Raw genomic sequence first — 25934 nt, 5'->3', positions numbered from 1 at the left:
CAAATAAGAACAGAAAAAAACTAACACAATAAGATAAAGACATTATGAAAGCATTAGTAAAAACATTCGCAGCAGCAGCTTTAATCGCAGTATCAACATTCGCTATGGCGGCTAACAAACCAGTATCCAAAACTGAAAAAGCAAACGTAAATCTTTCAACAGCGGACTTTGCACTTGACCACTACGTTGCGGTAACGACCGAGGGTGAGTCAGGAGGCGTGGAGCAATTGTTTGCCGAAGATTTCAACCAAAAGATCCAAACCTCCAATGCACAATCTAACGGTCGCAGCGCGGTTGTCAAATCCTTGAAAAAACAAAAGGGAGAGAAACTAAACTGTGTGGTAAGCACCGATATCCTTGAGGAATCAGCCGACTTTATGGTTGCTAAAGTAACTTTGAAATTTGAAGATTTTATCAAGACTGATCTGGTGACTTTGGTTCGCGAAGGTAATGACTGGAAAGTGTCCACATCAATCAATTCATACAAATAAGAGCCATCTCAAATAAATATATAAATGTTGTAAAGCCACCTCGTTAGATGTGGCTTTTTTACGTCAAAAGGGCCTGACGTTAATCAGACCCTTTCTCTTAGCGTTTACTTGTACAGTAATTTTTATGTTTCTTATCGTTTCCTCTTTTTTGTTTCGTCATCCAATGTTTTTGAAGACAATTGGATTTTCACTGTACGACGCCAATTTTTATGTTGAACCTTTCTTTCGAAAGGAAGCTTGTAGCCGTTTTGTATAGTAAGAACAACAGTCGATTTGAAATAGTTTTATACAAAATATCTTTTCAAACCATTGTTCCAAATCAGCTTGTCAGATTGACAAGCTCTGTCAAAATTATTACGATTTTTCCACACGGGTACCTGTCTCGGACTGTTTGATCGCAAAGGCGATCTGTGCTATCGCTTTTCCTCCCTTTTAAAATTAGTAATTCATCACCGAATTCTCTACTTTTAAATGCTCCAGTTTTTTGGGGAGAGGTCAGAAAATTAGTTATGATGAAAAGCGTGTGTATTAGTGAATTTTTGAGAGCGATAAAGTTCATCGGCATCGGCATAATCTTAATACTTTCTTTGAGTTCCTGTCATAGAAGGTTTAAAGAGAAAATTTTGATTAAAGCCGTAACAGTAAATAGTGACATGTTTGGAGCTGCAGATTACGCTGTTGAAATATTTGAAGACTCATCCTATCGGATGACTGATTATTCAATGGATCTTGATTCTGTTACATTAGAATTAATAGATCCTAAAGAAAACCCTCAAATGTTAGCAAAGAATACACTTGTAGGTAAAACTCTAATAGATGGAAATGTTTTATTCTTTACTCCTGTTTTTAACAATGTGAATAGAGCAATTTTAGAAAACGGCTATATGGATTTATATAGTGGAGAGAGTTTTTTTAGAAGGCTTTCTTTGCAAAAAGGGGAAATTTATTCCATAAATTATTTCGATCAAAAGAGATTTAGAGATTATGCTGTTTTTAATGCGCCAAGAGATACAATTTTTGACAAGATTTATAATCTGAAACAAAAAGATTTAATTTTTATTGATTCTGTATTAACATCAGTTCTGACCAAAACAGTAGGTAACAATGCCTTTTACAAACAACTTAAGGTCTATAGCAATTCGGATAGTACAATTGTTGATGTAAATATGTTTTTAAAAAACGACAAAAGCCTGAAGGATATTTATAAATTTTACCCTATAATTTCTTTTGACGCACCGACATATGAGGGCGCTTATGGAAAATTAGAAATCAATCTTTCTAGACGTACTTCGTCGAACGTCTTTTTTGATAATTTGTAGTATTGGAGGCTCGATAGATTTAATCATTATTTCAAATTTAAGATTTTTTATTGTTCTTAACTTGATATGCCGACTAAGTTAGCAACTCCAGTTTTTTATACCTGACTACCGTTCTCGATCTATACGACCGCAAATGTATCGGTTGGAGTATTAGTGATGGGATGAAAACCGAAGAAACCTCCTTGGCCGCTTGGAAAATGGCAATTAAGAACCATAAACTTTCTCCCGGTCTAATCTTTCATTCAGATCGGGGTACGCAGTATGCATGCGAAAAATTTAGTAACATGTTAGATTCCTATAAAATCGTTTCCTCTTTTTTGTTTCGTCACCCAATGTGTTTTCTATACTATTGGATTTTCACTACACTACGCCAATTTTTATGTTGATCCTTTCTCTCGAAAGGTATTTAATAGCCGTTTTGTATCGTAAGAACAGTAGCCGATTTGGAATAGTTTTATTTGAGCAATTTTTTTGATAACTTGAATCGGCTATTAAAAATGGAGGAGACCTTTTTTATAAAAAACTTTTAGCGCACTATATTTCCAATTTGGGACAGGAGTTATAGCATTGACTTGGTAAAAAAGTTCATCTCGGGATAATGTCTACTTGCAAAGTAATCTTTATGTTTCTGATTCAGTGTGACATGCTTGAAAACATAGATTTAGATTTTTGAAAAAAAGAATGAAATGGAATGTAGGATTGTTCAAGTCCTATAATTGGTATTAAAAAGAAAAAAATAGTTATGTTTAACCTATTTAAGAAAAAATATCGAAAATTAAGAGGTTGGGAAATAACAACTTTACAGCAAGTGTTTAAATTATTAGGCAGTAGGTACGAACACTATATGGGGCAGCTAGAATTTGTACATAAAGTTGGTATTAATAGGTCTGACATCCCCAATATAATTAATTGTCAACATCCTGTTTCATTCTATAAGGAATTCGAACGTGAATTGGACGAAAATTTTAAAGTGGAAGGAATTATAATTGGAGATTTAATAAAAAAAGAAAGTGTAAATGTTACGCTATATTTTGGACACAACATATTTTTGGGTTATTCAACAGATTTACAAGTAGGATCATTTCAATTTGACGATAAAAATATTGATATTTCTAAAATTAGAAAAAAGTTCTGGGGCGATGAACGTAGTATTATTGCTAAAAAAATTCTTACGAATAAAGAATTAAAATACATCAATATCGGAGATATTTATATAACCAACATTGATGGAAAAGATTATTTTCACTTAAAGGAGCTTGAAGAAGGAGATTTTCTAGGGTTTGATCAAGATGGCAATTTTTTTATACTTACTCATGACCCATTTAAAATACAAGATATCGATCGAGAAAGCGTAATCTATTTTTTGACCTAATGAATACTTTTATGGCTATACTGAATTGACAAAAAACTGTTAAGCTATCACTTATGGTATAAATGATGCTTAGACATCTGGGGCAAAAGAAATATGCATTAAAATGAAAAACCGACTATTAATTATACTATTTCTGATAAGTAACTATGCCTATTCGCAAAAGGCTACATTTGTGATAGGAAAAAACTATGAAGGGGTTATTTTTCCAAAAGAGCATCCTATTTGGGGGTTTCCTCCCGAAAGTGGACGTTATACACCAAGTGAAGAAGATATTACAAGAGCAGAAAAGATCTTACAGGATAGCATTGGGACGGATTATATAGCAGAGAATCAAAGGCAGTATAAGAAGCTAACCATAAATAAGAAAACGCTGAGGAAATATATTCGTCAATATCTTGGTTATTTGACCTCGGAGGGTAATGTCATTATCCGAGTATATTTATACAGAGGAATAGAAATGGATGACGAAAAGTTATCAAAGGATATTATTGAGATTCAAGACGGAGGAAGTAATTATTGGAATATTGATATAAACTTGTCTACAAAAGAACTATCCGGCATGAGTGTGAATGGAATAAGCTAAACAAGATCATGCGAAATGCTGAGTTATCCATAGAAAGATATACCTTAATTTACTATTATGGATCAAATGATTATGAAATGTATGGTTTTCTTAGTTGCTGTAGTATCGTCGTGCAGGGTGAAATCGGACTTTGTGACAGTGAAACACGTTGTCTATAAGGGAAGTATATATAAATTGGATATTCCCCGCGGATATCAATTTACAGGCTTTGAAGCCGGTGTCGAAAACGAAAATATTTATCTGTATCCTGACTCTAGCCATATTTATATTACCGACTTTAAGCATACGCCTAATGCAAATAATATTAAAGCACTTGGAGATAGTATTTTTCAGTTAAGATTCCAAAATGAAGACCTGCTAAAAGAGGTAAATAGGAGTATTGGAATAGAAGTAGCAAAAGTGCTGCCTGATACTTTTGAACTTTTGGGAGTTGACAAAGAAGGGAAGTATTGGAAAGATGTGAATATAGGAAAGACAGCTGTTGGTTATAGTAAGGTGCCTGAGGGCAAAGTGCCGATCTATGAACGGGTATTGTCATCGTTTAGAAGGTATTAGTTGATGGTTTCCTCCTTCGTGGAAGAAGTAATTAAGTATAAATTTTTCGTGCATATATTCAAGTCTGGCAGTATAAAAGCATACATTGAAATAGTGGAACATATGACTAAAATAATCCTAACGCTTATTCACTTTCTTATATTGATTGGCTGTAAATCGTCTATTGAATCGACTGACTATTTTGGGCAGGCTCCTCCTGATTCTATCCCCACAATTTTTGCTCCAGGTATTGTTTCAGTGGAAGGCCGATTAGAGCATGGTATTTCATTTACACCCGATGATCGGGAATTAGCATTTGGTGTACTCAACAAGGACGACTTCAGTGGGAAAATATTTTATGCTAAAAAGATTGATAAAAAATGGACTGAACCTGTGATTTTTGAACCATTAAAAAGTGAATGTGCCTATCTTCCTTACTTTTCCCCTAATGGTAAATCCCTGCTTTTTACTCAAGGTAAAGTTGATGCTGATAACGCCTATACTGATATTTGGATAGTCGAGAAAGTTAATGATGGGTGGGGGGCTCCAAAAAAGCTAGAAGCTCCGATAAATTCGGCAAGTAGAGAAGCTAATGCCAGTATGACATCTGATGGTACTATCTATTTTTCTTCTAACAGAAATTGCGAGGGTAAAGATAACTGTCACACTGCGGATTTGTACTCTTCAAAACTTAATGATAATGCATATCAAATCGTTGATATTATTTCTGAATTTGTCTCATCAAATGATGAGGAAAGTGTATTCATTTCGCCAAAGGAGGATTACATCATCTTTTGTAGATATACAGACAATGAAAGCGGGGTGGATTTATATATCAGTTATCGTGATATCAACAATCACTGGGTTGAACCCCAGTTGGTTGATGAAACCATAAATTCAAAAGATTGGGAGAGAAGGCCATTTGTGAGTATTGATAATAAGTTTCTATTTTTTACCCGACTGCAAATTGGAGAAAAAGGAATAAACGAATCAGATATCTATTGGGTCAACGCGTCAAAACTTTTTAAGCCGTTTGTTTATAATGCTCTTTCTGATATAACGCTTAGAATAGGAGAGAAATTCGAGATATCCGTCCCTAAAGATTATTTTAAAGATATAGACGATGGACGATTGGCTTACAGCGTTAACCACCACCAGTTTGACTGGCTCAACTTTGATAGTGCGCAAATGAAATTATCGGGGCGCCCAACCGTGGCTGGAGATTTTGAGCTGACTTTCACAGCAAGTGATATGCATTTAAATAAGACAAGCCATAAGGTTATAGTAACCGTAAAAAAATAATCATTGCTTTAGGGCTTTTGATTAACCTCCCCATTCCCACCATTCCCCGAGTTTTCCTGTCCATTGGTCTAAAGCCCATAGGCTAGGGGCGGATTGTGTCGTAGTTTTGAGTCAACGAATAAGAACAATATTTGTCAGATGCTTTAGGTAAAGGTTTTTCAGAAGCCAATTTATGGAACATGAGGCAGTTCTACCAAGTGTTCCCTGAATTTGACCAATTCTCTACGCAGCGCGTAGCGAATCTTAGCTGGACAAATATCCGTTTGATTATGAGGATCGACGACCCCAGTGAACGGGACTATTATATCAAGGAGGCCACAGGGCAAAATTGGACATCCCGTGTATTGGAACGGAATATCAAGAGCGGTTACTATCGTCGCTTACTTTCTACCCAACAAGCTCAAGCACTTTCTGATCTGGAGAAATATAATCCGGCCGATTTTATTAAAGACCCTTATATTGCCGAATTTTTGGATGTGCCTGAAGATTTGACTGGAAAAGAGTCTATTTTAGAAAAAGCATTGATCAACAATTTGCAAAAGTTTCTACTTGAATTGGGAAAAGGATTTTCCTTTGTCGAGCGTCAGATGCGCATCAGTACGGAAACTTCCCATTTTTATGTGGATTTAGTTTTCTACAACTATCTGCTCAAGTGCTTTGTGGTAATTGATCTGAAGACAACCAAGCTCAGCCATGGTGATATTGGCCAGATGGATATGTACGTTCGTATGTTTGATGCACTGAAGCGTGGAGAAGACGATAATCCGACTATTGGCATTATACTTTGTGCCGAGAAGGATGAAACTATCATAAAATATTCCGTTTTAAAAGAGAATAAGCAGCTGTTTGCTTCGAAGTACAAAACGGTATTGTAAGAAAACAATAGTCCATGGGAGGCTTTTGAGAAGAAAAATTACTTTTCTGCAACGCTCACAATTTCAATTCCCATGGATTAAAGTCAGTTCCTATTATAATTTTTTGTATTTTAGTTTTACTTCCTACCAGAATAATTTCGGAATAAAATTAGGCTAAACTCAGTTCATAGAATGGAATAATCAGTCGGGAATAATTGAGGTATTTTTTTATTAAAATTTATGGTGGATAAGTATTAATCTATTCAGGAAATTCAGCGTATGTATCAGTTTTTTAGACAATACCTTAATACAATTACTTCAAGCATTATCTGCGATGAAGAATTCCAGCTTATCGAAGAAGCATTTACTTTGAAAGCAATGAAAAAGAAACAATTCCTTTTGCATGAAGGCACTGTATGCAGATATATGGCTTTCATCATAAAAGGAGCGATGCGTCAGTATTCAATTGATGATAAAGGAAATGAGCATATTGTCCGATTTGGTATAGAAGGCTGGTGGATGAGCGATAGGGAAAGCCTAAGGTCATTGAAGCCTACGAAATATAATATTGATGCATTGGAAGACTGTCAGCTTATGATAGCAACAAATGATCAGTTAAACTGGGTGAAAGAACAATCGCCTTTGTTTTTTAAAATGGCTCACATTCTTGATGAAAGACATTCTATTGCTGCCCAACATCGGATAGAAGCATCTATGAACTATACTGCTGAAGAGAAGCTAAAAGACCTGATTAAAAATTATCCTGATTTTTTAAAAAGATTTCCGCAAAATATGTTGGCGTCCTATCTTGGAATCAGCCCCGAAACATTTAGCAGAGTCCGTAAGCAAATAGGACGTCAATAGTATACATTGAGACCATTTTCTCTTTCCATACTTGATCTATATCAAGTGAAATTTTTGTTGTGCACCATTTTTATTTATTTCTGGTCTTATCATCTTTGATAAACAAATCATTTTTGAAAATGAAAAGAATAAGTTTCATGTTTATATTGGCTTTAGTACTTGGAATCCAATATAAAACCCTCGCACAAAAGGTAAATAACCACAAGCAAGAGGAAGAGAACAAAAAAATTGCAACTACATTTTTCTATACGTTTTACAACGATAAGAACCTGGAAGAAGCAAGAAAAATGATGCATCCTGATTTTATAAATCATCATCCTTATTCTGGTAAAGGAATTGATGAAACCATTGATGCGGTTAACAAGCATCTTTTCGGTAAGTTCCCGGAGTTTAAAGTGTACATAAAGCGGATAGCCGCAGAGGGTGACCTCGTATGGATACAATGTTATACACAGGATTTTCCGGGGGATCATGGCAAAATGTCTATGGATATCTGGCGTATTAAAGACAAGAAAATTGCTGAACACTGGGATATTATACAGGATATTCCAAAAGATGTGGAACCGTCTTCAATGTACAATTAACTCTTTTTTTAGTTATGGATTTAGAAAATACAAAAGGTAGTTTACTATCTGATCTTCATTTTGATCTGCGAATGAATCCGGTCTATTATTCCTACGCCTTACAATGCTATGGTTCGAATTGAAAATAGACCTATTCCATTACAGAACTCTGAAATAAATCTTAGATTACGTTGCTATTATCTTTTACAGGTGGAAGGACCATTACCTGTGTTTTACTGGATTGATGGTGGTAGGATGATGGGAGGAACACCAGAACAGGATGATGGACAAATTTATCCCGGAGCAGTACATGGTTTTGACTGGTATATTCCAAAAGAAAAAATGGCGATCTCTTTTTTGCAAAAGCGTATCAATGCAATACGGTTAGCACTAGAAAGCAGTAAAACCGCCATCAATAATTAGTTCGGCCCCGGTCATGAAGGAAGATTCTTCACTGGCGAGAAATAAAATACCCATTGCCATTTCATCGGGACTTGCACCTCGTCCTAAAGGCGTACTGCCTACCGCCATCTCCCTAAAAGCATTGGCGTCACGCATATCTTGTACCATCGGTGTTTCTACATATCCGGGATGGATGGAGTTAACACGGATACCCTGTTTTGCCAATTCGATGGCAGCTCCTTTGGAAAGCATTCGTGATCCACCTTTCGAGGCTGTATAAGCATTTCCACCCGCATTTCCTGTGATACCCGCAATGGAGGATACATTGACGATAGATGCACCTTTCTGCATAAAAGGTACAGCAGTCTTAATCCCTAGAAACGGACCTAATAAATTGGTTGATAATACTTGCATAAACTCTTCAGCAGTTCTGTCGGGCAAAGAAGCCAGCAGATCCCCTGTTATACCCGCGTTATTGACAAGGATGTCAATCTTTCCAAATCGGTTGATCAGTGCCTGTATGGTTTTCTCCCAGTCTGCTTCTTTAGAAACATCTTGAATGGCATATAGGGTATTACCTCCGTTGCTTTGAATATCTTTTGTAACTTTTTTCAATTTTTCTTCCCTTGTTCCAGTAATCATTACGGATGCGCCTTCGGAGGTAAATAACTTAGCAGTAGCTTCTCCGATACCTGATCCACCACCGGTGATGAGTGCGACCTTTTCTTTCAATCTAGATCTGGTTAACTGTAGATTATAGGTGTTGCCGTTATTGATCATAGCTGTGGTATTTTAGGTGATTTGATTAAACAAAATAGCGACATAATCTTCGGACAATTATTGATACAGATTAAAAAATCAACTTGATATAGATCAATTCAATTTCATGCTGTAAATCATCTCAATTGATCGGATAATCACCCATCTTGCATCTATATTTTCAATCATTAAAACAATCAAATCATGGCTACAGAAAAAAATCCAAAAGCGGGACTAGGAGCGCTTCTAACACCAGATAACTGTGCATTGATCCTTATTGATCATCAGGCTTTTCAGTTTGCAGGTTTGCGCAGTCATGACTCGCAAACAGTTATCAATAATGTCGTGGGATTGGCCAAGGCGGCTAAAGTATTTGGAGTACCTACCTTACTGACCACTGTCATGGAGGATAGAGGGGGACTACTGCTCAAACAATTACAAGAAGTGTTTCCTGAACAAAAACCACTTGATCGTACCTGGATCAATGCATGGGAAGATAAAAATGTTATTGAATGGGTAGAGAAAACAGGTAAAAAGAAAATTGTAATCGCTGCATTATGGTCTGAAATATGTCTTGCGATGCCAGCCATTCAGGCTGCCGGAGAGGGCTATGAAGTATATGTTGTTACAGATGCTTCGGGAGGAGTAAGCCTTGAGGCACATGAAATGGCTATTCAGCGCATGATTATGGCCGGAGTAGTCCCTATAACCTGGGGCGTATTTGGAGCTGAATTACAACGTGATTGGGCACGCACAGACACTGTACCTGAACTTGCGAATACTTTAATTGACCATTCAGGTAACGTAGGAACGAGCCTATTATGGGAATGGCAACTTTTGGCCACCGTTCCGGATTCATCGTCCGGGGTGTAATCAAATGATTCCGGACATAGACAAAAAACTCTAAAAAATAAGAATATGAAAATAGGAACAATTGGTGCCGGTAGAATTGCAAAAGCTGTTGTTAAGCATGCATCTGCGGCAGGATATGAAATAGTAATGAGTAATAGATCCGGTGTTTCTTCTCTCAGCGAAACTGTGAAGGAATTCGGGTCAAATGTACGAGCAGGGACTCAGATGGAGGCCTTGGAAAGTGATATCATTTTATTGTCAATACCTTGGTCTGAGGTTGAATCTGTTCTTAAAGGAATCGATTCACCGTGGCATGGTAAAATTATAATTGACACAACGAACGCAGCAAGTTTTCCTGGTTTCAAACCTTTGGACTTGAATGGCAAAACATCAAGTCAAATCGTTTCAGAGTTAGCAGATGGTGCAGCGGTTATCAAAGCCTTCAATACTGTGGAGGCGGCAATATTAGCAGATGACCCGAATGAAGGAGGGGGTAACCGTGTAATTTTCTTATCAGGAGATAATTACGATGCAAAAAAGACCGTGATGGAATTACTTACAAAGATGAACTTTGCAGGTGTTGATTTAGGAGGACTTGCCGAAAGCACCATTCAACAGGTAGGAGGTCCTCTGATAACCAAAAATTTCATCAAACTACCGAGGTAGTCGGTTAATACCAGCAAACGGATTAGATTTGGAGTTTTACATAAAATGAGATTATGTAAAGAAATGCCAGTTCATGATTTGTCTTGGACCATTTTGGACATATTGTGCTTTTTATCTGAAATGTCACAAACCAATGATAAATCATAATGTTATTAACATTTATTGCTAATCAGTTAAAAAAAAAGCTTAATTTGTAGTCAAGCCATAGTGATTTTAGATATATAGATGACTCATACTACTCATAATAAATTAGTTATATTTATTTGGTCCATTGCCGATGATTGCCTTCGCGACGTATATGTCCGGGGTAAATATCATGATATTATTCCCCACTTTGACGTATTACGTCGTATCGGTTCTTTGTTGGAAACGGCTAAAGATGCGGTCCTTGAAGAAGTGCGGTATCAGCGGGAGGTATCAACAAAAATTGCTCAACAATTTATCTTAAACTTTTAGGCTATGGAGAAACAGAGTAATTTACTTATTTATCAAAGTGAGGACGGTGTTACACGCATTGAGACACGATTAGAGGGGGAAACGGTCTGGTTGACACAGGCGCAAATGGCCGATCTATTCCAAAAAGGAAGGACGACTATTACGGAACATATTAAGCATATTTTTGAAGAAGGAGAATTAGAGGAGGAAGTGGTATGTCGGAATTTCCGACATACCACTCAGCACGGTGCAATCGAAGATAAAACGCAGCAACGTGAGGTAAAATATTATAACCTCGATGTTATTATCTCTGTAGGCTACCGTGTAAAAAGTCATCAGGGTACCAGGTTCAGACAATGGGCTACTGCACGTTTGCGCGAGTATATTGTCAAAGGCTTTACGATGAATGATGAGCTGCTGAAGCAAGCCGGGGGCGGAAATTACTTTGACGAGTTATTGGCTCGTATCCGTGATATACGCTCATCCGAAAAAGTCTTTTGGCGCAAAGTCTTGGATATCTATGCGACCAGTATTGACTACGAGCCTAAGACGGAGGTCTCACAACACTTAGGCTCTCTTTTAGTTTTATTAGTTTCGTGAGGCCTGCGGATGAATCTAATGTTGTATTTTTCGATGTTTTTTGTCACAAATATTTACTAAATTTGTGACAAAATTAACTAATTTATGTTTTGGAAAGCGTTGTAAATAAGATAAAAGAAAAGATTATTAAATCAGGAAGAGGTGGGTTGTTTTTCGCTGATGATTTTGCTCGATTGGGTACATCTGCCAACATCCGAAAGGTGCTTTCCCGATTAGAGAAAGATAATCTATTGGTTCGTTTGGCGCAGGGTATTTATTTAAAACCTAAACAAGACCCTTTGTTAGGTGTTGTCTATCCCAATATAGAAGAAATTGCAAATCAGATTGCGAACAGAGACAAAGCTCGTATTGCTCCGACAGGAGTATTAGCGTTGTATTTATTAGGGCTGACTACGCAGGTGCCGCTAAAAGCCGTTTATCTAACAGATGGTTCACAACGGGATATCAAAATCGGTAAGCGTACAATCAAATTTAAACATACTGTACCTAAAAGTTTTGCTATAAAAGATGGTTTATTGCATTTGGTTGTTTCGGCATTTAAAGAACAAGGTCAAGAGGGACTTTCTGAAGAATTCTTAAGCACGGTCAAACATTCAGTCAAAAAGATAGAAAAACAAGTTCTTGATTCTCAATTGAAATATGCGCCAGTATGGATTCAGAAAGAAATAAATAAGCTTTATCAATCTTAAAATTATGTGGCTAAATCTTAACACGGAACAAAAGAGCCTTGTTCTAGATCAATTAAGCAGTATAATGGGATTACCAGTTTTTGTTATTGAAAAAGACTGGTGGGTCTGTATCGTCTTGAAGGCTGTATTTGCAACGAAATATGCTGAGTTTATTATTTTTAAAGGCGGTACATCACTAAGCAAGGCATATCAACTGATAGATCGTTTTTCAGAAGACATTGATTTAATAATCGACCGACATCTATTAGGTTTCGACGAATTAGATTCAAAATCTCAAATAAAAAGACTGAGAAAAGCCTCCGGAGGTTTTATTATCAATGAGTTTAGAGAGGAATTGATCATCCAATTGGAAAAATTGGGAGTTCCTAAGGATTCCTATGAAATTCGTTATAATACTCATGTAGACGATACTAGCGATCCTAATACGCTGGAAATTTATTACCACTCGATAGCACCAGTCGGTCACGCATATATCCAACAAAGAGTACTCTTGGAAATGGGCGCCAGATCGCTAACTGAACCGTTCGAAATACAGTCGGTCCTATCTTTTATAGATGAGCATTATAAAGATACAGGATTTGCTCAGCCAGCTTTTAATGTTCAGGTTGTAATTCCTACACGGACCTTTATAGAAAAAGTTCTCTTATTACATGAAGAGTTCTCTAAGCCGATTGATAAAATCAGGACTAATAGGCTAACTAGGCACTTCTATGATATAGATAAGATTATGAATACTGATTTTGGAGCAAAAGCCATTGAAGACGAAGAATTATTTAACACAATAGTCCAACATCGCAAAACAGTCACTCCACTACGAGGAATTGACTATTCCAGCCATCAAAAAGGGAGGTTAAGGATCCTTCCGCCTGAAGAGGTAATAAAAGAGTGGGGGGCGGATTATAAAGCCATGCGTGAAAATATGATAGTGGGAGAAAGTTTAACATGGGAGGATCTTCTAATAAGTATCAGAAAAATTCAAGATAGCATGAATCGTTAAGGGGCAAAATAGCAAAATATTCTAAGCGATTAAGAAAATATAATCACGATAAAATAACCGTTAGATATCACAGCAATCTATATGATTCTACTAAGTTTTTAGACGCTTTTGATATTATAACTGATAAAATATACAATAAATCATGCTCAGATTAAAAGCTGCATGGCAAATTATAGCTCCCCAAATAGCTCCTGATTTCACCTTGAAGAAGTAAAACAGTCTGCTCACAAAATACATTGACAAACACCAGATGAGTGCGGGTATGAAAAGAAAATGCCAACCGCCTTGCAGGTATACTAGTCCGAAATGTGCAATGTGGGTTAAGGCAAACGCCGAGCTATCTATTATTGACGCTCCACGATTTCCAAATTTCGAAACAAAGGTTTGATGAACTATCCCTCTAAAATAAAGTTCTTCACCAAAGGGACTAAATAACATTCCTGTACCAGCCATGATGAGGAACATTTGCCTTTTTGCCTCTATCGTTAAATCTGAGGGAATCTTGTAAGAATTCGCGATATATACATACCAGTTTTGATAACTGTCCTGATAAAGGGATTTACCCAGGAGGAATAACAAATAAGCATATAAGCAACCGCTAATAAAAGCTATGCACAGCCACGTATAACTTTTAGGTCTGTTCCACCCAATGGCCTTCATACCCTTTTTATTCAAGAACATGAAAGGAACAATAAAAGATAACAGCATTATTAAACCAATAAAACGATAATCGGCATATTTCATCTTCCCATTCCCGCCATTCACCGAGTTTTCCTGTCCGTTGGTCTAAACCCCATAGGCTAGGGGCATATTGTGTCGTAGTTTTGAGTCAACAAATAAGAACTAAAAACTAACATATAAAATAAAGACATTATGAACTCATTAGTAAAAACCTTCGCAGCAGCAGCTTTAATCGCAGTATCTACTTTCGCTATGGCAGCCAACAAACCAGTATCAAAAACTGAAAAAGCAAACGTTAACCTTTCCACAGCAGACTTAGCACTTGACCACTACGTTGCAGTCACTACTAAAGGAGAGTCAGCAGGCGTAGAGCATTTATTTACTGCCGATTTCAACCAAAAGGTTCAATCGGCAAATGCAAAGACCAACAGCCGCGATCAAATTGTAAAATACTTTAAAAAGCAAAAAGAAGCGAAGCTAAACTGTGTGTTAAGCACCGATATCCTCGAGGAGTCGGCAGATTACATGGTTGCCAAAGTGATCCTAAAATTTGAGGATTTTACTAAAACTGATTTGGTGACTTTGGTGCGCGAAGGTAACGACTGGAAAGTATCCAGTTCAGTCAACTCCTATAAATAGTCTCTAATAATTAGTGGTCAGTTCGATTACAAAAGTTGACCACTAGTGAATCATATGTTTATTTAAGGCCACCTCGTTAGATGTGGCTTTTTTACGTCAAAAGGGCCTGACGTTAATCAGACCCTTTCTCTTAGCGTTTTATTGTACAGTAATTTTTATGTTTCCTATCGTTTCCTCTTTTTTGTTTCGTCATCCAATGTTTTTGAAGACAATTGGATTTTCACTGTACGACGCCAATTTTTATGTTGAACCTTTCTTTCGAAAGGTAGCTTGTAACCGTTTTGTATAGTAAGAACAGTAGCAGATGTGAAATAGTTTTATTGGAGTAAAATATTTTTGATGACTTGAATTAGCTTGAGTTGCATTGTATAACCAGTATTGGAATGTCTTAGAAATTCGAGTTCCGGAACTCGTAAATACAAGAAGATTTTATAGTACGCAGAAGACTTGTGCAGCAGGTTTGTGTAATCCCTATAGTTCTCCTCCGTATTTTTTATTGACACACTTGGTGGGACAGTCCCCAAAAATTAATCTGTATTTTTCACATTCGAAGCCGAAGGCTTTTCTTCGCCATCAATCAGTATAATGTTTTTAAGTTTATCTAACTTTAGCTCTTTTAGGATCTTTACCGCACGATTATGCTCGGCTTTATTGAAGTGCAAAATGGCAATTACAGATTGATCTGTACGATTAGCTTTTTTATAAATATCAACTTGGTATTGGAGGTTTTGTTTAAGCTTAGAGCTTTTTGCGAGCTTAAGTTCAATTACTGTTTTGTCATTAGCACCTTTGGAAACGGTAAAATCGACAGGCCCTCTTCCGTTGTTAACTTCTGAATTTATATCCCAGATTGAATCCGAACAAATGGATTTGAAAACCAATTGAAACGCAGATTCATTTTGATTTTCAGGGCTCTTGAAGGCCCTATTGCCATTGTTGTTTTCGATGAATCTCTTCAGTAATTTGATACGATAGATCGCCTCTTCAAATGAACTTTTTGTTTTCTTAACTGGATGTGTAAGCATGCCATAACGATCTATCTCTATTATTTGCTCACTATTCTCATTAGCGGCATTTGGAACATTTAGAGAGGGAATCGAAAACCTTTTATTTTGCGATGGATTTTCTTGGTGTAACCTCATCGCTTCTTCTAAAGAGTTGCATTGAATCAATTCAGCCATCAAAGCGTTGAATTCATCTTCATCCGAATCTTTGAAATAATCGAACAGTTCCTTTAGATCTCTATCCAACAGTGAGAACACTAATTCCAGCGTAAGGAAATTTGAATTTGTTTCTTTTCTGAAATTGAGATACTTATTCTTGTATGCGATTATTATCGGAACATCAACAGACTCAAAGGTAGATTTAAAGTTAATAGCGGCGGATGAAACGTAATTGCTAATGCTTGCAAGCGCTCGGTCTCCGGACCAAATATCTAATTCGGCCAATTTATCCATTACAGGGTGATAAACCTTCGAAAGGAGAATCTCGAATTTAGGGCTTATTTCCTTTTGAAGGACATCATACTGCTGTTTATCGCGGTAATTGTCGTGAGGTTTTAATTGATTCCTTTGTCCAATTAACTTTTCAAGCTCTTCACAAATTGGTAAATACTTTCCTATATAATTCTTTTTGTTTGAGTCTAGGAAGCTAATGAATTCGAAGATATTCTGTATTTCTGTAGTAATCATGTTAAGCGGTTATAACTATGACATTTTTTAGAACTAGTGCATTCTAATATACATAATTCAAAAACATTATTCTAACCTTTGCTTTAAGGCTATTCAATATTCATCGCCTTCCTCTGCCTCAATAACCACTCATAAATTTCAGGTTTAGTTTCATAAAGATATTGAATTCCATGTCCTTCACCTTCGAGTCGATGGAAAGTGATATCGCCATTGCACTTCTTAAGTGATTCTTCTATTCGTTCTGTTTCGTGTATGGAGATATCAGCATCAGCGGTTCCGTGAAATGTCAGGATGGGGATGTCTTTGAGCGTGCAAATGCGACTGGTGTCACTGTCATTTATACCACCGCATAATGGAACAATAGCTGCGATTTTTTCAGGATGATTTAATGCTGTAATGTAGGTCCCATAGCCACCCATACTTATTCCGGTCAGATAAACGCGACTTTTATCGATGTGGTAGTTTGAGGTTACTTCATTGTATAATGAATCAAACCAATTTTCTGTAGACCAATATTTGCCTTCTGGACATTGGGGTGCGACCATAACAAAATTGAAATCCCTTCCCTTGTCTACTAAATAGGGAAGACCATAGATCTTTAGTTTTTCCAGATCATTTCCTTTTTGAGATCCACCGTGGAGATAAATAACGAGTGGATATTTGGAAGTATCTGTATTATAATTTTTAGGGAGATAGGTCAGGTGTTTGTAATTTACTCTTTGTTTTTCTTGTGCAAAGGATTGCCAGCTAAAAAAGCCAAAAAAGCTAATTAAAAGAACGCTGGCAAGTAGATAGTTCCTTGAACTGAAAATTTTGATAGATAATTGGATAGTCATTGTAATTAGACGTGAACCTTATTCTGAATACAGTTTCTTTTGCACGAGCAAAGGGAATTATTTGCTAAATTTAATCGGGTTTCTTTCCCCATAAAAAGGGTTGTTTTCTCAATTGCTGTTCATATTGTTCTTTGCTTATAAATGGCCATAGCTCGTGATCGCCCGTATTGTTAAATGCTTCATACTGTTTCTTTCGTTCATTTAATTTCACGTTATAATGTTGTCCCAAGCTCAGGACAGTAAATAACAGGTCTTTAAATGATAACCGTATTAACAGATTTATACGATCAAAGTAGGGCCACTCGTACTCAAAATCGGAATTCAGGAATAAAATAATCCGAGCAATGTCTTTTAGTTCTTTATCCGAAAGTTGGTATTTACCCGTAAGTTTACGATTTTCTAAGTCGCTATACAAACACCAGCTTAGCTCGAGCATTGGCCTTATAATAGGATCATCAGATTTTGCCTCTTTTGAATGATAATATTGTTCAGGCAGCCAGCCGAAAGAGACATCGTCAGTAATTGACTCTTCAAACTCATCATTGCTAATAAGCCCGACAACTAAATGTCTTAAATGATACGCAAGTACCTTTCTGCGTGTTAGGTCAACCATATTAGAATGTTTTCTTAAAGATAACCAAATATTCATTTGTTAAGATATTAAACACAAACTTCACCTCCCCATTCCCACCATTCACCGAGTTTTCCTGTCCGTTGGTCTAAAGCTCGTAGGTTAGGGGCTGATTGTGTAGTAGTTTTGAGTCAACAAATAAGAACAAAAGAACTAACAATATAAAATAAAGACATCATGGACACTTTAGTAAAAACATTCGCAGCAGCAGCCTTAATCGCAGTATCAACATTCGCTATGGCAGCTGAAGGACCAGGAGCAAAAGCAACAAATGCAAACGTTAATTTTTCCACGGCAGACTTCGCACTAGATCACTATGTTGCGGTTACCACCGAAGGTGAATCTGCAGGCGTGGAGCAGTTATTTGCGACAGATTTCAATAAAAAAATCCAAGCATCCAATGCACAAAATCATAACCGTAGCGAAGTCGTTAAATCCTTGAAAAAACAAAAAGGAGAGAAGCTGAACTGTACAGTAAAAACTGACATTATCGAAGAGTCAGCGGATTACATGGTTGCCAAAGTAACCTTGAAATTTGAAGACTTTACCAAGACTGATCTGGTTACTTTGGAACGTGAGGGCAATACCTGGAAAGTATCCCAATCGTTTAATTCGTATAAATAAGAGCCATCCCTTACAAATATATAAATGTTGTAGAGCCACCTCGTGAGATGTGGCTTTTTTACGTCAAAAGGGCCTGATTCTCATCAGACCCTTTCTCTTAGCGTTTATTTGTACAGTAATTTTTATGTTTCCTATCGTTTCCTCTTTTTTGTTTCGTCATCCAAAGTTTTTGAAGACAATTGGATTTTCACTGTACGACGCCAATTTTTATGTCGGCCCTTTCTTTCGAAAGGTAGCTTGTAGCCGTTTTGTATTATAAGAACAACAGTCGATTTGAAATAGTTTTATAAAAAATATCTTTTTAAACCATTGTTCCAAATCTGCCTGTCAGATTGATACGCTCTGTCACAATTTACTGCGATTTTTTGTTTAATTAATTAAATATTACTACCTTAAAGTTATAAACAGATCAGTCAGATCATTGACTGATCGTTAAGCTATATTTTTCGATTATAAACTTATTGTGATTTCTCACAGCAGCGCCATGGGAATCACGAGCTATTTAACCGATATCCAATATGAACCAACAGTCAGCAGATCAACATCCCATCTTAGAGGTATTTCTCAGTGATAAGCCAGATGCTCCCACATCATACTCCAATTTTAGTTTAAAAGATCAGGGCACCATTATAGATTTTCAGGAATATATTTTTGGAGATTCCACCATCAAATGCCACTACCTCTATGGCAACAATATTACCGCCTGCTTCTTCGCCAGTTTTACCGAAGATGAAAAAAAAATATACACTATTCCAGCGGAGCCAGTCGTCACCTTTCATATACAATTGTCTGAGGACTGCCTTTTAAGGTTTGCACATGGGCAGGAGCAACACCGCGTTACTAAGCGACAGTGTCGTTTATTCTGGCAGAATGATCAAATCATGGCTCATCAACCGGCACAGAGCGAGTCTGACTACTTGAATCTGTATATCCGGCCCGGCCATTTACTGGAAATGGCAGACCGTTATCCGATTTTGAGTGAACTGGCGATGGATGTCGCTACAAAGGCTCAAGGTTCGCTAGATTTTTTTGTAGGAAGGGCTGACCAACAACTATTGGACTCCATTGATGATCTGTTACTTGAAGTGAGGACCTATCAGGTAAGCGACCAGCGCTTTACCCATCTGTGCGAATGTCTCTTGCTCAGATGTCTAGATATTCCCGTTAGCGTGGAGCCCCCGCCTACAGATGCGGTCAAACGAACTTTTGACAGTGCTTTCGCTCATTTGGAAGATAATGTATTTTCTGAGGAGCAAAATAGTAACCTATGGAGCATAGCACGCTATTATAATAGAAATCAGCTGATCGAAAAGTTTTATGAATTCAAAGAAGAATATCTACGTCTCAAAGCGGATCGAAATAAAAGTAAAGCACTTATGCAGCAGGTCAAAGCCTGTTATCACCGAGTTATGGGCGATTCGGCAGATGTCCTGGCTGACACCTATTTCTGGATGGCAACACAATTGGATGAGCAGAAGGAAAGATTTAGCCTGACCGAGCATGAGGAGCAAACCCTGGCCGAGGCGATTATTACTCTCTGTGATCAATCCTTTGAGCTGTCTACCCCAGGCCCAGATCAGCTCGAATTTTATACCCGCTATACCGGGCAGCCCTATGCCGGTGATCTGGGGTTACAAGAGTTTGGCCGGATATTGAATATGTTCGTCCCCAATTTGGATTTGCCCCTGGACAAACTGGACGAAAGTAAAGAGAGCGGGGCCATCATGGACCAATACCTGCAGGACCATCTCGGATTTACACCCTTATCGCATTTTACAGAAAAAGGCGAAATGGACAAACCCCGAAAAGTGGTGGAGCTTTATCATACCCTTATGCAACAGATGACCGATGAGTTCACCATTACTGATACGGGTGATATCAAGAAGAGCGATCTGATCCGTATCCTTGATCATGCTTACCAGCAGAACGATGTCATCATGCTGTTGCTGTTTGAGATCCACCACCTCACAGATCAGGAGGATTATGTCAAGAGCCAAAAGTTTAATAAAATAAGTGCGTGGGTGATGGTGTTGGAAGAAACCAACGAAAACTGGTATGATCAGTCCTACAGCAGCAAGCAGGATGAGCTATTTGGCTATTTGGTGCATGTTTATATGCGGTCAGGCAATGATATGGAAGCTGTGGAGCAACAAGTTAGACAAACCAAGGAGATATACGACAAGATGGTGCCAGCATTTCTTGATATTGGCTATGCCATGGAATCACAGACGGAAAAGAATATGTTTATGCTGTTGGCCGAATCATTGATTATTGCCGCTCAAACTCCTTATGAAGAAGGGGAAAGTTAAATATGAAAAGGAAGAAGAAAACCAAAGCTCCAGTCAATACCGCTAAAGAGACTCAGGAAAGATATCGCGCCTATATCAAGTCGATTAAACTACTTTTCGAAAAAATGGTCGGTCCGGGCTACTTTGAGATGCTTTCTCCAAAGCTATTGGCTCAGTTTTATAAAAACCGTTATCCGGCACTAAAGATCATTATTGATGACGACGTTATTGCCGACACTCAGAGCCGAGAAAGCTATCGGGCAAGCATTACTGGTCTTATCAAAAAATGCACGCTCACCCTACCATCGGGCGAGCAGATTTTTATTTCGACTTTTTTTACGGATTTGGCACTTATTGTTCATTTTGTCGAGTTCCTTTCTAGCCACTGTATTAAAGAGCATGTCAAGATGAGGACTGCTTTTGCGCCTTATCTGACCTCTGGAGACTGGCTTTTTCAAACGAAGACTAGAGCTTTTTATACATTGAGCTTTACGAACGAGCAGTTTTATGATCCTATCAAAGGTACCTTGCAGTTTGATGTATCCGATCTGGCACTGACTAAGCCCGGCGGGCGAAATCAGATCCGTTTGCGGAGGTTGAAAAACAAATTGGATAAGCAGGAGATCGATGGCTTTGCAAGACCAATTGTGGCCATCGGTGATGCTTCGGTTTTCGTAGGCGACTGGACACAATGGATACAATTCGATCCGGCGAGGTTCGGTATCACCCATATTTCCGATGCGGAAGCCAAACCACTCTATATACAGCATCATGCGCTCAATCGTTTCGAAGAACGCACCTATAGTCCCAAAGGCTTCATACAGATTTACCTTGCCCAGACTTTTATTTATGGTACACCCGAGGTAATCGTATATCGTGGGCAGGTACTCATCGCCTGTTATTGTGCCAGACACAAGGTTGGCTATTTTCTGGTGAGCTATCATGGTGATAAATGGATCATACGTACCTTTCTTTTTCTGACAAATGAAGGTACTCCCGAGGGTACAAAGCTCAAGGAGATCATAGGATTGGAAAAAGAAGACGCTAAATATCTGATGATAGACCGGGTCACCGCGTTTTTGGATTATGATATTGAGCATGATCAGCGGCTTCGGGATTTGTTTGAAACTGCGGGCTGCGGTTCGCTTTTCGAGTATATCAAGCTTTTTGTACGTCCGGAAGATGGAGTCAAAAATAGCGCATCGATCGCTAATTACCTTTTTGGTAAAGCGGACGAATACGGCGAGTCAATTCAGATATGATATCAATATAAGTTTTTTACCTCCCATTTGTCTAAAATTAAGAAGTAATGATATTATACTTACTTGTCAAAAAGACTTCTTTGTTTATATTTTTCTTTATTATCGGCGTTTTTCGCCGATAATATAAGTTTTGTTAAACAAGTATAGTTATCACAGGGAAACCATCATTATTTACCCAGATATCGTGTCCTCCAAATCGCCATTTTATTTCTCCGAGTTTTGTTCTTCTTGCCTGATTAATTAATAATTTAGTACTGTTATTTTAAAATTTGAGAATTGTAGCAGGCAGTTTGGTTATATTAGATTTATGGTAAAAAGATCAGTCTTAGAAAAGTTATCCGATAAGGATTTGTTACGGTATATTACAGAAGATACCCGATCAGTCCCTGAAGCTATAGAAATGGCTTTCGATATTCTGAAAAAAAGAGGCTACTTTTTTTCAGAATTAGAAATTGTTCAGATAAGTCAACTAATAGAATCGAAGAAAAAAGAAGAGCTTGATTATAACGCCCTTAACACATGGGATATTGACGAAGATACTAAAAAAGCTACAGTCAGTTTCTATTCACAAAGAGCAATTTGGTATTTTAGTATACTATTCGGATTATTTACAGGCGCTATATTGTTAGCAATAAATTTATTCACATTATCTAAGAAAAAAGAAGCGGTGATGACTCTCCTCTTTGGATTTGGTTATACGATAGCGCTAATTTTAGTATACAAAGAATTTAAAGATTATTTTGATCAAAGCAGGTTCACTGGTATTTTGTTATATGGAATAGGTGCAGCAGTATTGCAGTTTGGGTTTTGGGATCAATATTTGAAGGGAATAAAGTACAAGAAAAGAAGCATAATTGTTCCGCTTGTTATATGTTTAATTGTTTTGAGTCTAATCATATTACGTCTTATAATGTTCATAAGGTGATTTTTACTTTCAACAATAATGATAAGCAAGCCTCTCAGCCCATTTACAGGCCTCTGTATTCAATTTCTAAATTGTTGAATGTCCTGGAAATTATTCCATTATTGCTCGATATTTCAAAATCATCCTTTATCTCGATTTTATGGGCCACTGCATTTTAGCTGTGGTTCTTGTAATTTTCTACTACGATAAGGTCAATATCCGGGTAGTCTTTACCAAGTCGGTCAATTATAGATTTTACATCTTCCCAATTCAAACCTCCTAAACCAGCCCCTATTTTTGGCAAGGCTATTTTTTCGATGTTATTTTGGCGGGCATATGCAAGCATCTTTTGAAATGACTCTTCAATAGCATCGAGTTCCGCTTTGGTTCTCCAGCTTTTTTGGGTGCCAAGATTGAAAACAGTTCCTTCACCATAGTTATAAGCGAAAACGTCACCTAGATTAAAATCACCATCTTTACAACGCTTTTTGTATTCCAAATACATTTGGCGATATTTTTCTTTAAATTGTAAAGCGATACCTTTCCCCATCGCTCCTGCACAGTTACAGCCATGAGCATAATTTTTTACATCTGATAAATTGAATATATTTCCGAATTCTAAGTATGTAATCATTCTTTTTTAGTTTTTATTCCGTTATTCAAGTCATTTTTAAGAAATTGTCCTTTTACCATTTCAGGGGTTGAGATTCCTCTTTCCAGATCAGCAGCCTGAATTCCTCGTAATGGTTTCCATCACCGATGGTGTGTTTATCCCGGTGTCCTTTACCCAATAAAAGTTTATGGATCATACCACTACAAGAGGCTACCCACAATGTATGGCCATCATCTGAAGCAGTGATTCCACTTATTGTCGAACCTAGAAAGTGTTGCCAACGTTTTATCCCATTTTTATCAAAGGCCTTTATATAACCGTAGGCATCCCCAAGAATATAATAGTCGTCAATTGCTACACCAGCATACACCCGCATGTTGCCATCTATTACGTTGTATTGATCGCTTTCGGTATATGGTTCAACATTCGCTCCCTTTAGTTTATCAGCATCTATACCGATCGTTATACCACTATAGAAATGGCAAGAATTGGTAATCAGTTGGCCATCATCATGTGAAAAAAGACAGAAATGAGGATAAGAAGACTGTGGGCCAATATTTCCTAAAGTATTTCCCTCCGCATCCATAATAGCATGGTCATAACACTGGTCACCCGCAACAATATAAGCGTTGTCATTAGACAAAGTTGCATTTTCCATGTCTATATTGGGAGACCAATCCTCATCATTACTTTCATTAAGCGGATGGATCAGCTTTTCGGCATCTTTGACAATTAGATAGATTCCTTCAGAAGTGACCAGGAGAATTTTTTTACCATCGTTAAACGGAACAAGCTCGGTGATACCAAATTCAGCGGTTTCGTTAAGTATAAATTCGGCAATCAATGGGCCTTCCCAGCCATTATAAGTAGAAATTTTTCCTAACACCGCTATTGCAAAGATATTACCGCGTTTGGATTTTCCAATTGCAGTGATATTATCTTCTAGTTCCAGAATTATATCATTGTCCAGTATGTAGGCCTGTCTTTTCTGATATGATGTGCCAGTCAGAAAAACAATCTTTTGATTGTCTATAAAATGAAGCATTTCTATGCTTTGCCCTTGTTTTTCCAAAAATGGTATGAATGGTTCGTGAGCAGGTGGAAAACTTTCTCGGAATAGGTCAGTTTTTTGCTCTCGATTTGCCGTTCTAAGGAGACTAAGGATTTCATTCGCCAGATGGTTTCTTTTGTCCTGTGGTTCTTCTCCTTTCCAGTTTTCCCAACCATTTTTTTCTCCAAATTCCACCATTTTATTTATTGCAGAGGTGTATTGCTCGCCCTTACTATTCCACTCTTCCTGAATATTAGGTTTATTTTTTTTGAAAAAATTAAACATGCTCATTATTTAAAATGTCGTATAGAAGTCCCAATCATCCACTTCACACTTGGATTGTTGGGAGAATGAATATGAGCAAAATTATTATGAAATGCAACCCATTTCACCTCCCCATTCCCGCCATTCACCGAGTTTTCCTGTCTGTTAGTCTAAAGCCCATAGGCTAGGGGCTGATTGTGTTGTAGTTTTGAGTCAACAAATAAGAACTAAAAAACTAACACAATAAAAAAAGACATTATGAAAACACTAGTAAAAACATTCGCAGCAGCAGCTTTAATCGCAATATCAACATTCGCTATGGCGGCTAACAAACCAGTATCCAAAACTGAAAAAGCAAACGTAAATCTTTCCACAGCAGACTTTGCCCTTGACCACTATGTTGCGGTTACGACCGCAGGTGAGTCAGTAGGAGTAGATCAGTTATTCGCGACAGATTTCAATCAAAAAATCCAAGCATCCAACGCACAAAACCACAGCCGTGAAGCAGTCATCAAATCTTTGAAAAAACAAAGAGGAGAGAAGCTAAACTGTACAGTAAAAACTTACATTATCGAAGAGTCTGCCGATTATATGGTTGCTAAGGTGACTTCAAAATTTGAAGATTTTACCAAGACTGATCTGGTGACTTTGGTTCGCGAAGGTAACAACTGGAAAGTGTCCACATCAATCAATTCATACAAATAGTATCCAATAACTAGTGGTTTGCCAAGATCAGTATAAGGTCAGATCACTAGTGAATCATATGTTTATTAAGGCCACGTCGGGAGATGTGGTTTTTTATTTGTATAGACGGAGGTTGTTACCAAAGCGTCATGCGTTAAAAAGAGTTAATAACATTGCTTAATGTTTAGTTTTATAATATTTTTATTGTAAAACTAACTGAAAATGAGTAGACTACAATTGTTGCTACTATTGCTCTTTATCACAAACTTATCTTCTGCACAAGATCTGAAAGGTACGATTAAAGATAAGCATTCGGGTGATATTCTTATAGGTGTTTCGATCAAAGTGCTTCGCGCAGCAACTATTCCGATGGTAATGGCAACTTTACATTGTCGGGCATTAAGCTTGGAGATACAATCACCTTTTCTTCAATCGGATATCGTGAGGAGAAATATATAGTTGGTAATAGCAATCTTGATAATCT

29 protein-coding genes and 1 pseudogene are annotated in these 25934 nt (G+C 37.4%); 23 read left to right on the top strand and 7 right to left on the bottom strand.

Annotated features, from left to right (window positions below; genetic code table 11):
* Positions 1-44: 44 nt before the first annotated feature.
* The 10 genes from G6053_RS22965 (at position 45) to G6053_RS22915 (ending at position 8305) form a co-directional block, all read left to right on the top strand.
* Positions 45-491, top strand: a complete 447-nt coding sequence (locus tag G6053_RS22965; RefSeq protein WP_165308646.1) for a hypothetical protein — start codon at positions 45-47, stop codon at positions 489-491.
* A 623-nt stretch (positions 492-1114) separates the two neighbouring features.
* On the top strand, positions 1115-1810 hold the full coding sequence (locus G6053_RS22960; RefSeq protein ID WP_165308645.1) for a hypothetical protein: 696 nt from the start codon (positions 1115-1117) through the stop codon (positions 1808-1810).
* 742 nt (positions 1811-2552) lie between these two features.
* Positions 2553-3182, top strand: coding sequence for a hypothetical protein (locus G6053_RS22950; RefSeq protein WP_165308644.1), 630 nt, complete (start codon positions 2553-2555; stop codon positions 3180-3182).
* A 103-nt stretch (positions 3183-3285) separates the two neighbouring features.
* Positions 3286-3765 carry a hypothetical protein gene (locus G6053_RS22945; protein ID WP_165308643.1) on the top strand — a complete coding sequence of 160 codons (480 nt, stop codon included), beginning with the start codon at positions 3286-3288 and terminating at the stop codon, positions 3763-3765.
* Positions 3766-3822: 57 nt separating this feature from the next.
* Positions 3823-4320, top strand: a complete 498-nt coding sequence (locus G6053_RS22940) for a hypothetical protein (protein ID WP_206531804.1) — start codon at positions 3823-3825, stop codon at positions 4318-4320.
* Positions 4321-4422: 102 nt separating this feature from the next.
* Complete coding sequence (locus G6053_RS22935; protein WP_165308641.1) at positions 4423-5601, top strand: putative Ig domain-containing protein; 1179 nt, start codon at positions 4423-4425, stop codon at positions 5599-5601.
* 131 nt (positions 5602-5732) lie between these two features.
* Positions 5733-6476: a PDDEXK nuclease domain-containing protein gene (locus G6053_RS22930; RefSeq protein WP_206531803.1), complete on the top strand. Its 744-nt coding sequence runs from the start codon at positions 5733-5735 to the stop codon at positions 6474-6476.
* Positions 6477-6734: 258 nt separating this feature from the next.
* A complete protein-coding gene (locus G6053_RS22925) occupies positions 6735-7319 on the top strand; it encodes a Crp/Fnr family transcriptional regulator (protein ID WP_165308640.1) in 585 nt (194 codons plus the stop codon).
* Between the two features lie 119 nt (positions 7320-7438).
* Entirely contained in the window at positions 7439-7903 is a 465-nt protein-coding gene (locus G6053_RS22920) for an ester cyclase (RefSeq protein WP_165308639.1), read from the top strand.
* 108 nt (positions 7904-8011) lie between these two features.
* Complete coding sequence (locus G6053_RS22915) at positions 8012-8305, top strand: hypothetical protein (protein ID WP_165308638.1); 294 nt, start codon at positions 8012-8014, stop codon at positions 8303-8305.
* Here the strand turns inward: G6053_RS22915 and G6053_RS22910 are convergent.
* The gene (locus tag G6053_RS22910) at positions 8273-9064 is read right to left on the bottom strand and encodes an SDR family oxidoreductase (RefSeq protein ID WP_165308637.1); all 792 of its coding nucleotides are present in this window, start codon (positions 9062-9064) and stop codon (positions 8273-8275) included. The genes G6053_RS22915 and G6053_RS22910 overlap by 33 nt on opposite strands.
* 183 nt (positions 9065-9247) lie before the next feature.
* On the opposite strand from G6053_RS22910, the gene G6053_RS22905 reads away from it, so the two are divergent.
* The 6 genes and pseudogenes from G6053_RS22905 to G6053_RS22880 all read left to right on the top strand — a co-directional run bounded on the left by G6053_RS22905 (position 9248) and on the right by G6053_RS22880 (position 13282).
* Entirely contained in the window at positions 9248-9916 is a 669-nt protein-coding gene (locus G6053_RS22905; RefSeq protein ID WP_165308636.1) for a hydrolase, read from the top strand.
* A gap of 36 nt (positions 9917-9952) precedes the next feature.
* Positions 9953-10561: pseudogene (locus G6053_RS22900) on the top strand (NADPH-dependent F420 reductase); the annotation flags it as partial.
* Between the two features lie 225 nt (positions 10562-10786).
* Complete coding sequence (locus G6053_RS22895; protein ID WP_206531802.1) at positions 10787-11017, top strand: SAM-dependent DNA methyltransferase; 231 nt, start codon at positions 10787-10789, stop codon at positions 11015-11017.
* A gap of 3 nt (positions 11018-11020) precedes the next feature.
* The gene (gene rhuM / locus G6053_RS22890) at positions 11021-11596 is read left to right on the top strand and encodes a RhuM family protein (RefSeq protein ID WP_165308634.1); all 576 of its coding nucleotides are present in this window, start codon (positions 11021-11023) and stop codon (positions 11594-11596) included.
* Positions 11597-11685: 89 nt separating this feature from the next.
* Positions 11686-12285, top strand: a complete 600-nt coding sequence (locus G6053_RS22885) for a DUF6088 family protein (protein ID WP_241254810.1) — start codon at positions 11686-11688, stop codon at positions 12283-12285.
* Positions 12286-12289: 4 nt separating this feature from the next.
* The gene (locus G6053_RS22880; RefSeq protein ID WP_165308633.1) at positions 12290-13282 is read left to right on the top strand and encodes a nucleotidyl transferase AbiEii/AbiGii toxin family protein; all 993 of its coding nucleotides are present in this window, start codon (positions 12290-12292) and stop codon (positions 13280-13282) included.
* A 114-nt stretch (positions 13283-13396) separates the two neighbouring features.
* Here the strand turns inward: G6053_RS22880 and G6053_RS22875 are convergent, their stop codons facing one another.
* On the bottom strand, positions 13397-14026 hold the full coding sequence (locus G6053_RS22875; RefSeq protein WP_165308632.1) for a CPBP family intramembrane glutamic endopeptidase: 630 nt from the start codon (positions 14024-14026) through the stop codon (positions 13397-13399).
* A gap of 129 nt (positions 14027-14155) precedes the next feature.
* Here G6053_RS22875 and G6053_RS22870 point away from each other — a divergent pair, with 129 nt between their 5' ends.
* Positions 14156-14602 carry a nuclear transport factor 2 family protein gene (locus G6053_RS22870; RefSeq protein WP_165308631.1) on the top strand — a complete coding sequence of 149 codons (447 nt, stop codon included), beginning with the start codon at positions 14156-14158 and terminating at the stop codon, positions 14600-14602.
* Positions 14603-15129: 527 nt separating this feature from the next.
* On the opposite strand, the gene G6053_RS22865 is transcribed toward G6053_RS22870, so the two are convergent.
* The 3 genes from G6053_RS22865 to G6053_RS22855 all read right to left on the bottom strand — a co-directional run bounded on the left by G6053_RS22865 (position 15130) and on the right by G6053_RS22855 (position 17742).
* Positions 15130-16293 carry a PD-(D/E)XK nuclease domain-containing protein gene (locus tag G6053_RS22865; RefSeq protein WP_165308630.1) on the bottom strand — a complete coding sequence of 388 codons (1164 nt, stop codon included), beginning with the start codon at positions 16291-16293 and terminating at the stop codon, positions 15130-15132.
* Positions 16294-16382: 89 nt separating this feature from the next.
* Complete coding sequence (locus G6053_RS22860; protein ID WP_165308629.1) at positions 16383-17129, bottom strand: dienelactone hydrolase family protein; 747 nt, start codon at positions 17127-17129, stop codon at positions 16383-16385.
* A gap of 70 nt (positions 17130-17199) precedes the next feature.
* A complete protein-coding gene (locus G6053_RS22855; protein WP_108635536.1) occupies positions 17200-17742 on the bottom strand; it encodes a hypothetical protein in 543 nt (180 codons plus the stop codon).
* Between the two features lie 195 nt (positions 17743-17937).
* Between G6053_RS22855 and G6053_RS22850 the strand changes: the two genes are divergently transcribed.
* The 4 genes from G6053_RS22850 (at position 17938) to G6053_RS22835 (ending at position 22859) form a co-directional block, all read left to right on the top strand.
* A complete protein-coding gene (locus tag G6053_RS22850; RefSeq protein WP_165308628.1) occupies positions 17938-18384 on the top strand; it encodes a nuclear transport factor 2 family protein in 447 nt (148 codons plus the stop codon).
* 518 nt (positions 18385-18902) lie between these two features.
* On the top strand, positions 18903-20693 hold the full coding sequence (locus G6053_RS22845) for a hypothetical protein (protein WP_165308627.1): 1791 nt from the start codon (positions 18903-18905) through the stop codon (positions 20691-20693).
* 2 nt (positions 20694-20695) lie between these two features.
* Positions 20696-21934 (top strand): hypothetical protein, encoded by a 1239-nt coding sequence (locus tag G6053_RS22840; protein ID WP_165308626.1) that lies wholly within the window; start codon positions 20696-20698, stop codon positions 21932-21934.
* Between the two features lie 307 nt (positions 21935-22241).
* Complete coding sequence (locus G6053_RS22835) at positions 22242-22859, top strand: hypothetical protein (protein WP_165308625.1); 618 nt, start codon at positions 22242-22244, stop codon at positions 22857-22859.
* A 154-nt stretch (positions 22860-23013) separates the two neighbouring features.
* Here the strand turns inward: G6053_RS22835 and G6053_RS22830 are convergent, their stop codons facing one another.
* Together G6053_RS22830 and G6053_RS22825 are read right to left on the bottom strand one after the other, a co-directional pair.
* A complete protein-coding gene (locus G6053_RS22830) occupies positions 23014-23472 on the bottom strand; it encodes a macro domain-containing protein (protein WP_165308624.1) in 459 nt (152 codons plus the stop codon).
* A gap of 52 nt (positions 23473-23524) precedes the next feature.
* The gene (locus G6053_RS22825; protein ID WP_165308623.1) at positions 23525-24787 is read right to left on the bottom strand and encodes a hypothetical protein; all 1263 of its coding nucleotides are present in this window, start codon (positions 24785-24787) and stop codon (positions 23525-23527) included.
* A gap of 237 nt (positions 24788-25024) precedes the next feature.
* Between G6053_RS22825 and G6053_RS22820 the strand changes: the two genes are divergently transcribed.
* Both G6053_RS22820 and G6053_RS22815 read left to right on the top strand, forming a co-directional pair.
* Positions 25025-25471 (top strand): hypothetical protein, encoded by a 447-nt coding sequence (locus G6053_RS22820; RefSeq protein WP_165308622.1) that lies wholly within the window; start codon positions 25025-25027, stop codon positions 25469-25471.
* Positions 25472-25672: 201 nt separating this feature from the next.
* On the top strand, positions 25673-25909 hold the full coding sequence (locus G6053_RS22815) for a hypothetical protein (protein WP_165308621.1): 237 nt from the start codon (positions 25673-25675) through the stop codon (positions 25907-25909).
* Positions 25910-25934 lie beyond the last annotated feature (25 nt).

Source organism: Sphingobacterium sp. DR205, assembly GCF_011064245.1.
In the GTDB taxonomy this organism is placed as follows: domain Bacteria; phylum Bacteroidota; class Bacteroidia; order Sphingobacteriales; family Sphingobacteriaceae; genus Sphingobacterium; species Sphingobacterium athyrii.
The sequence above is the reverse complement of the archived record's forward strand: the minus strand, read 5'-3'. Positions and strand labels throughout refer to the sequence as shown.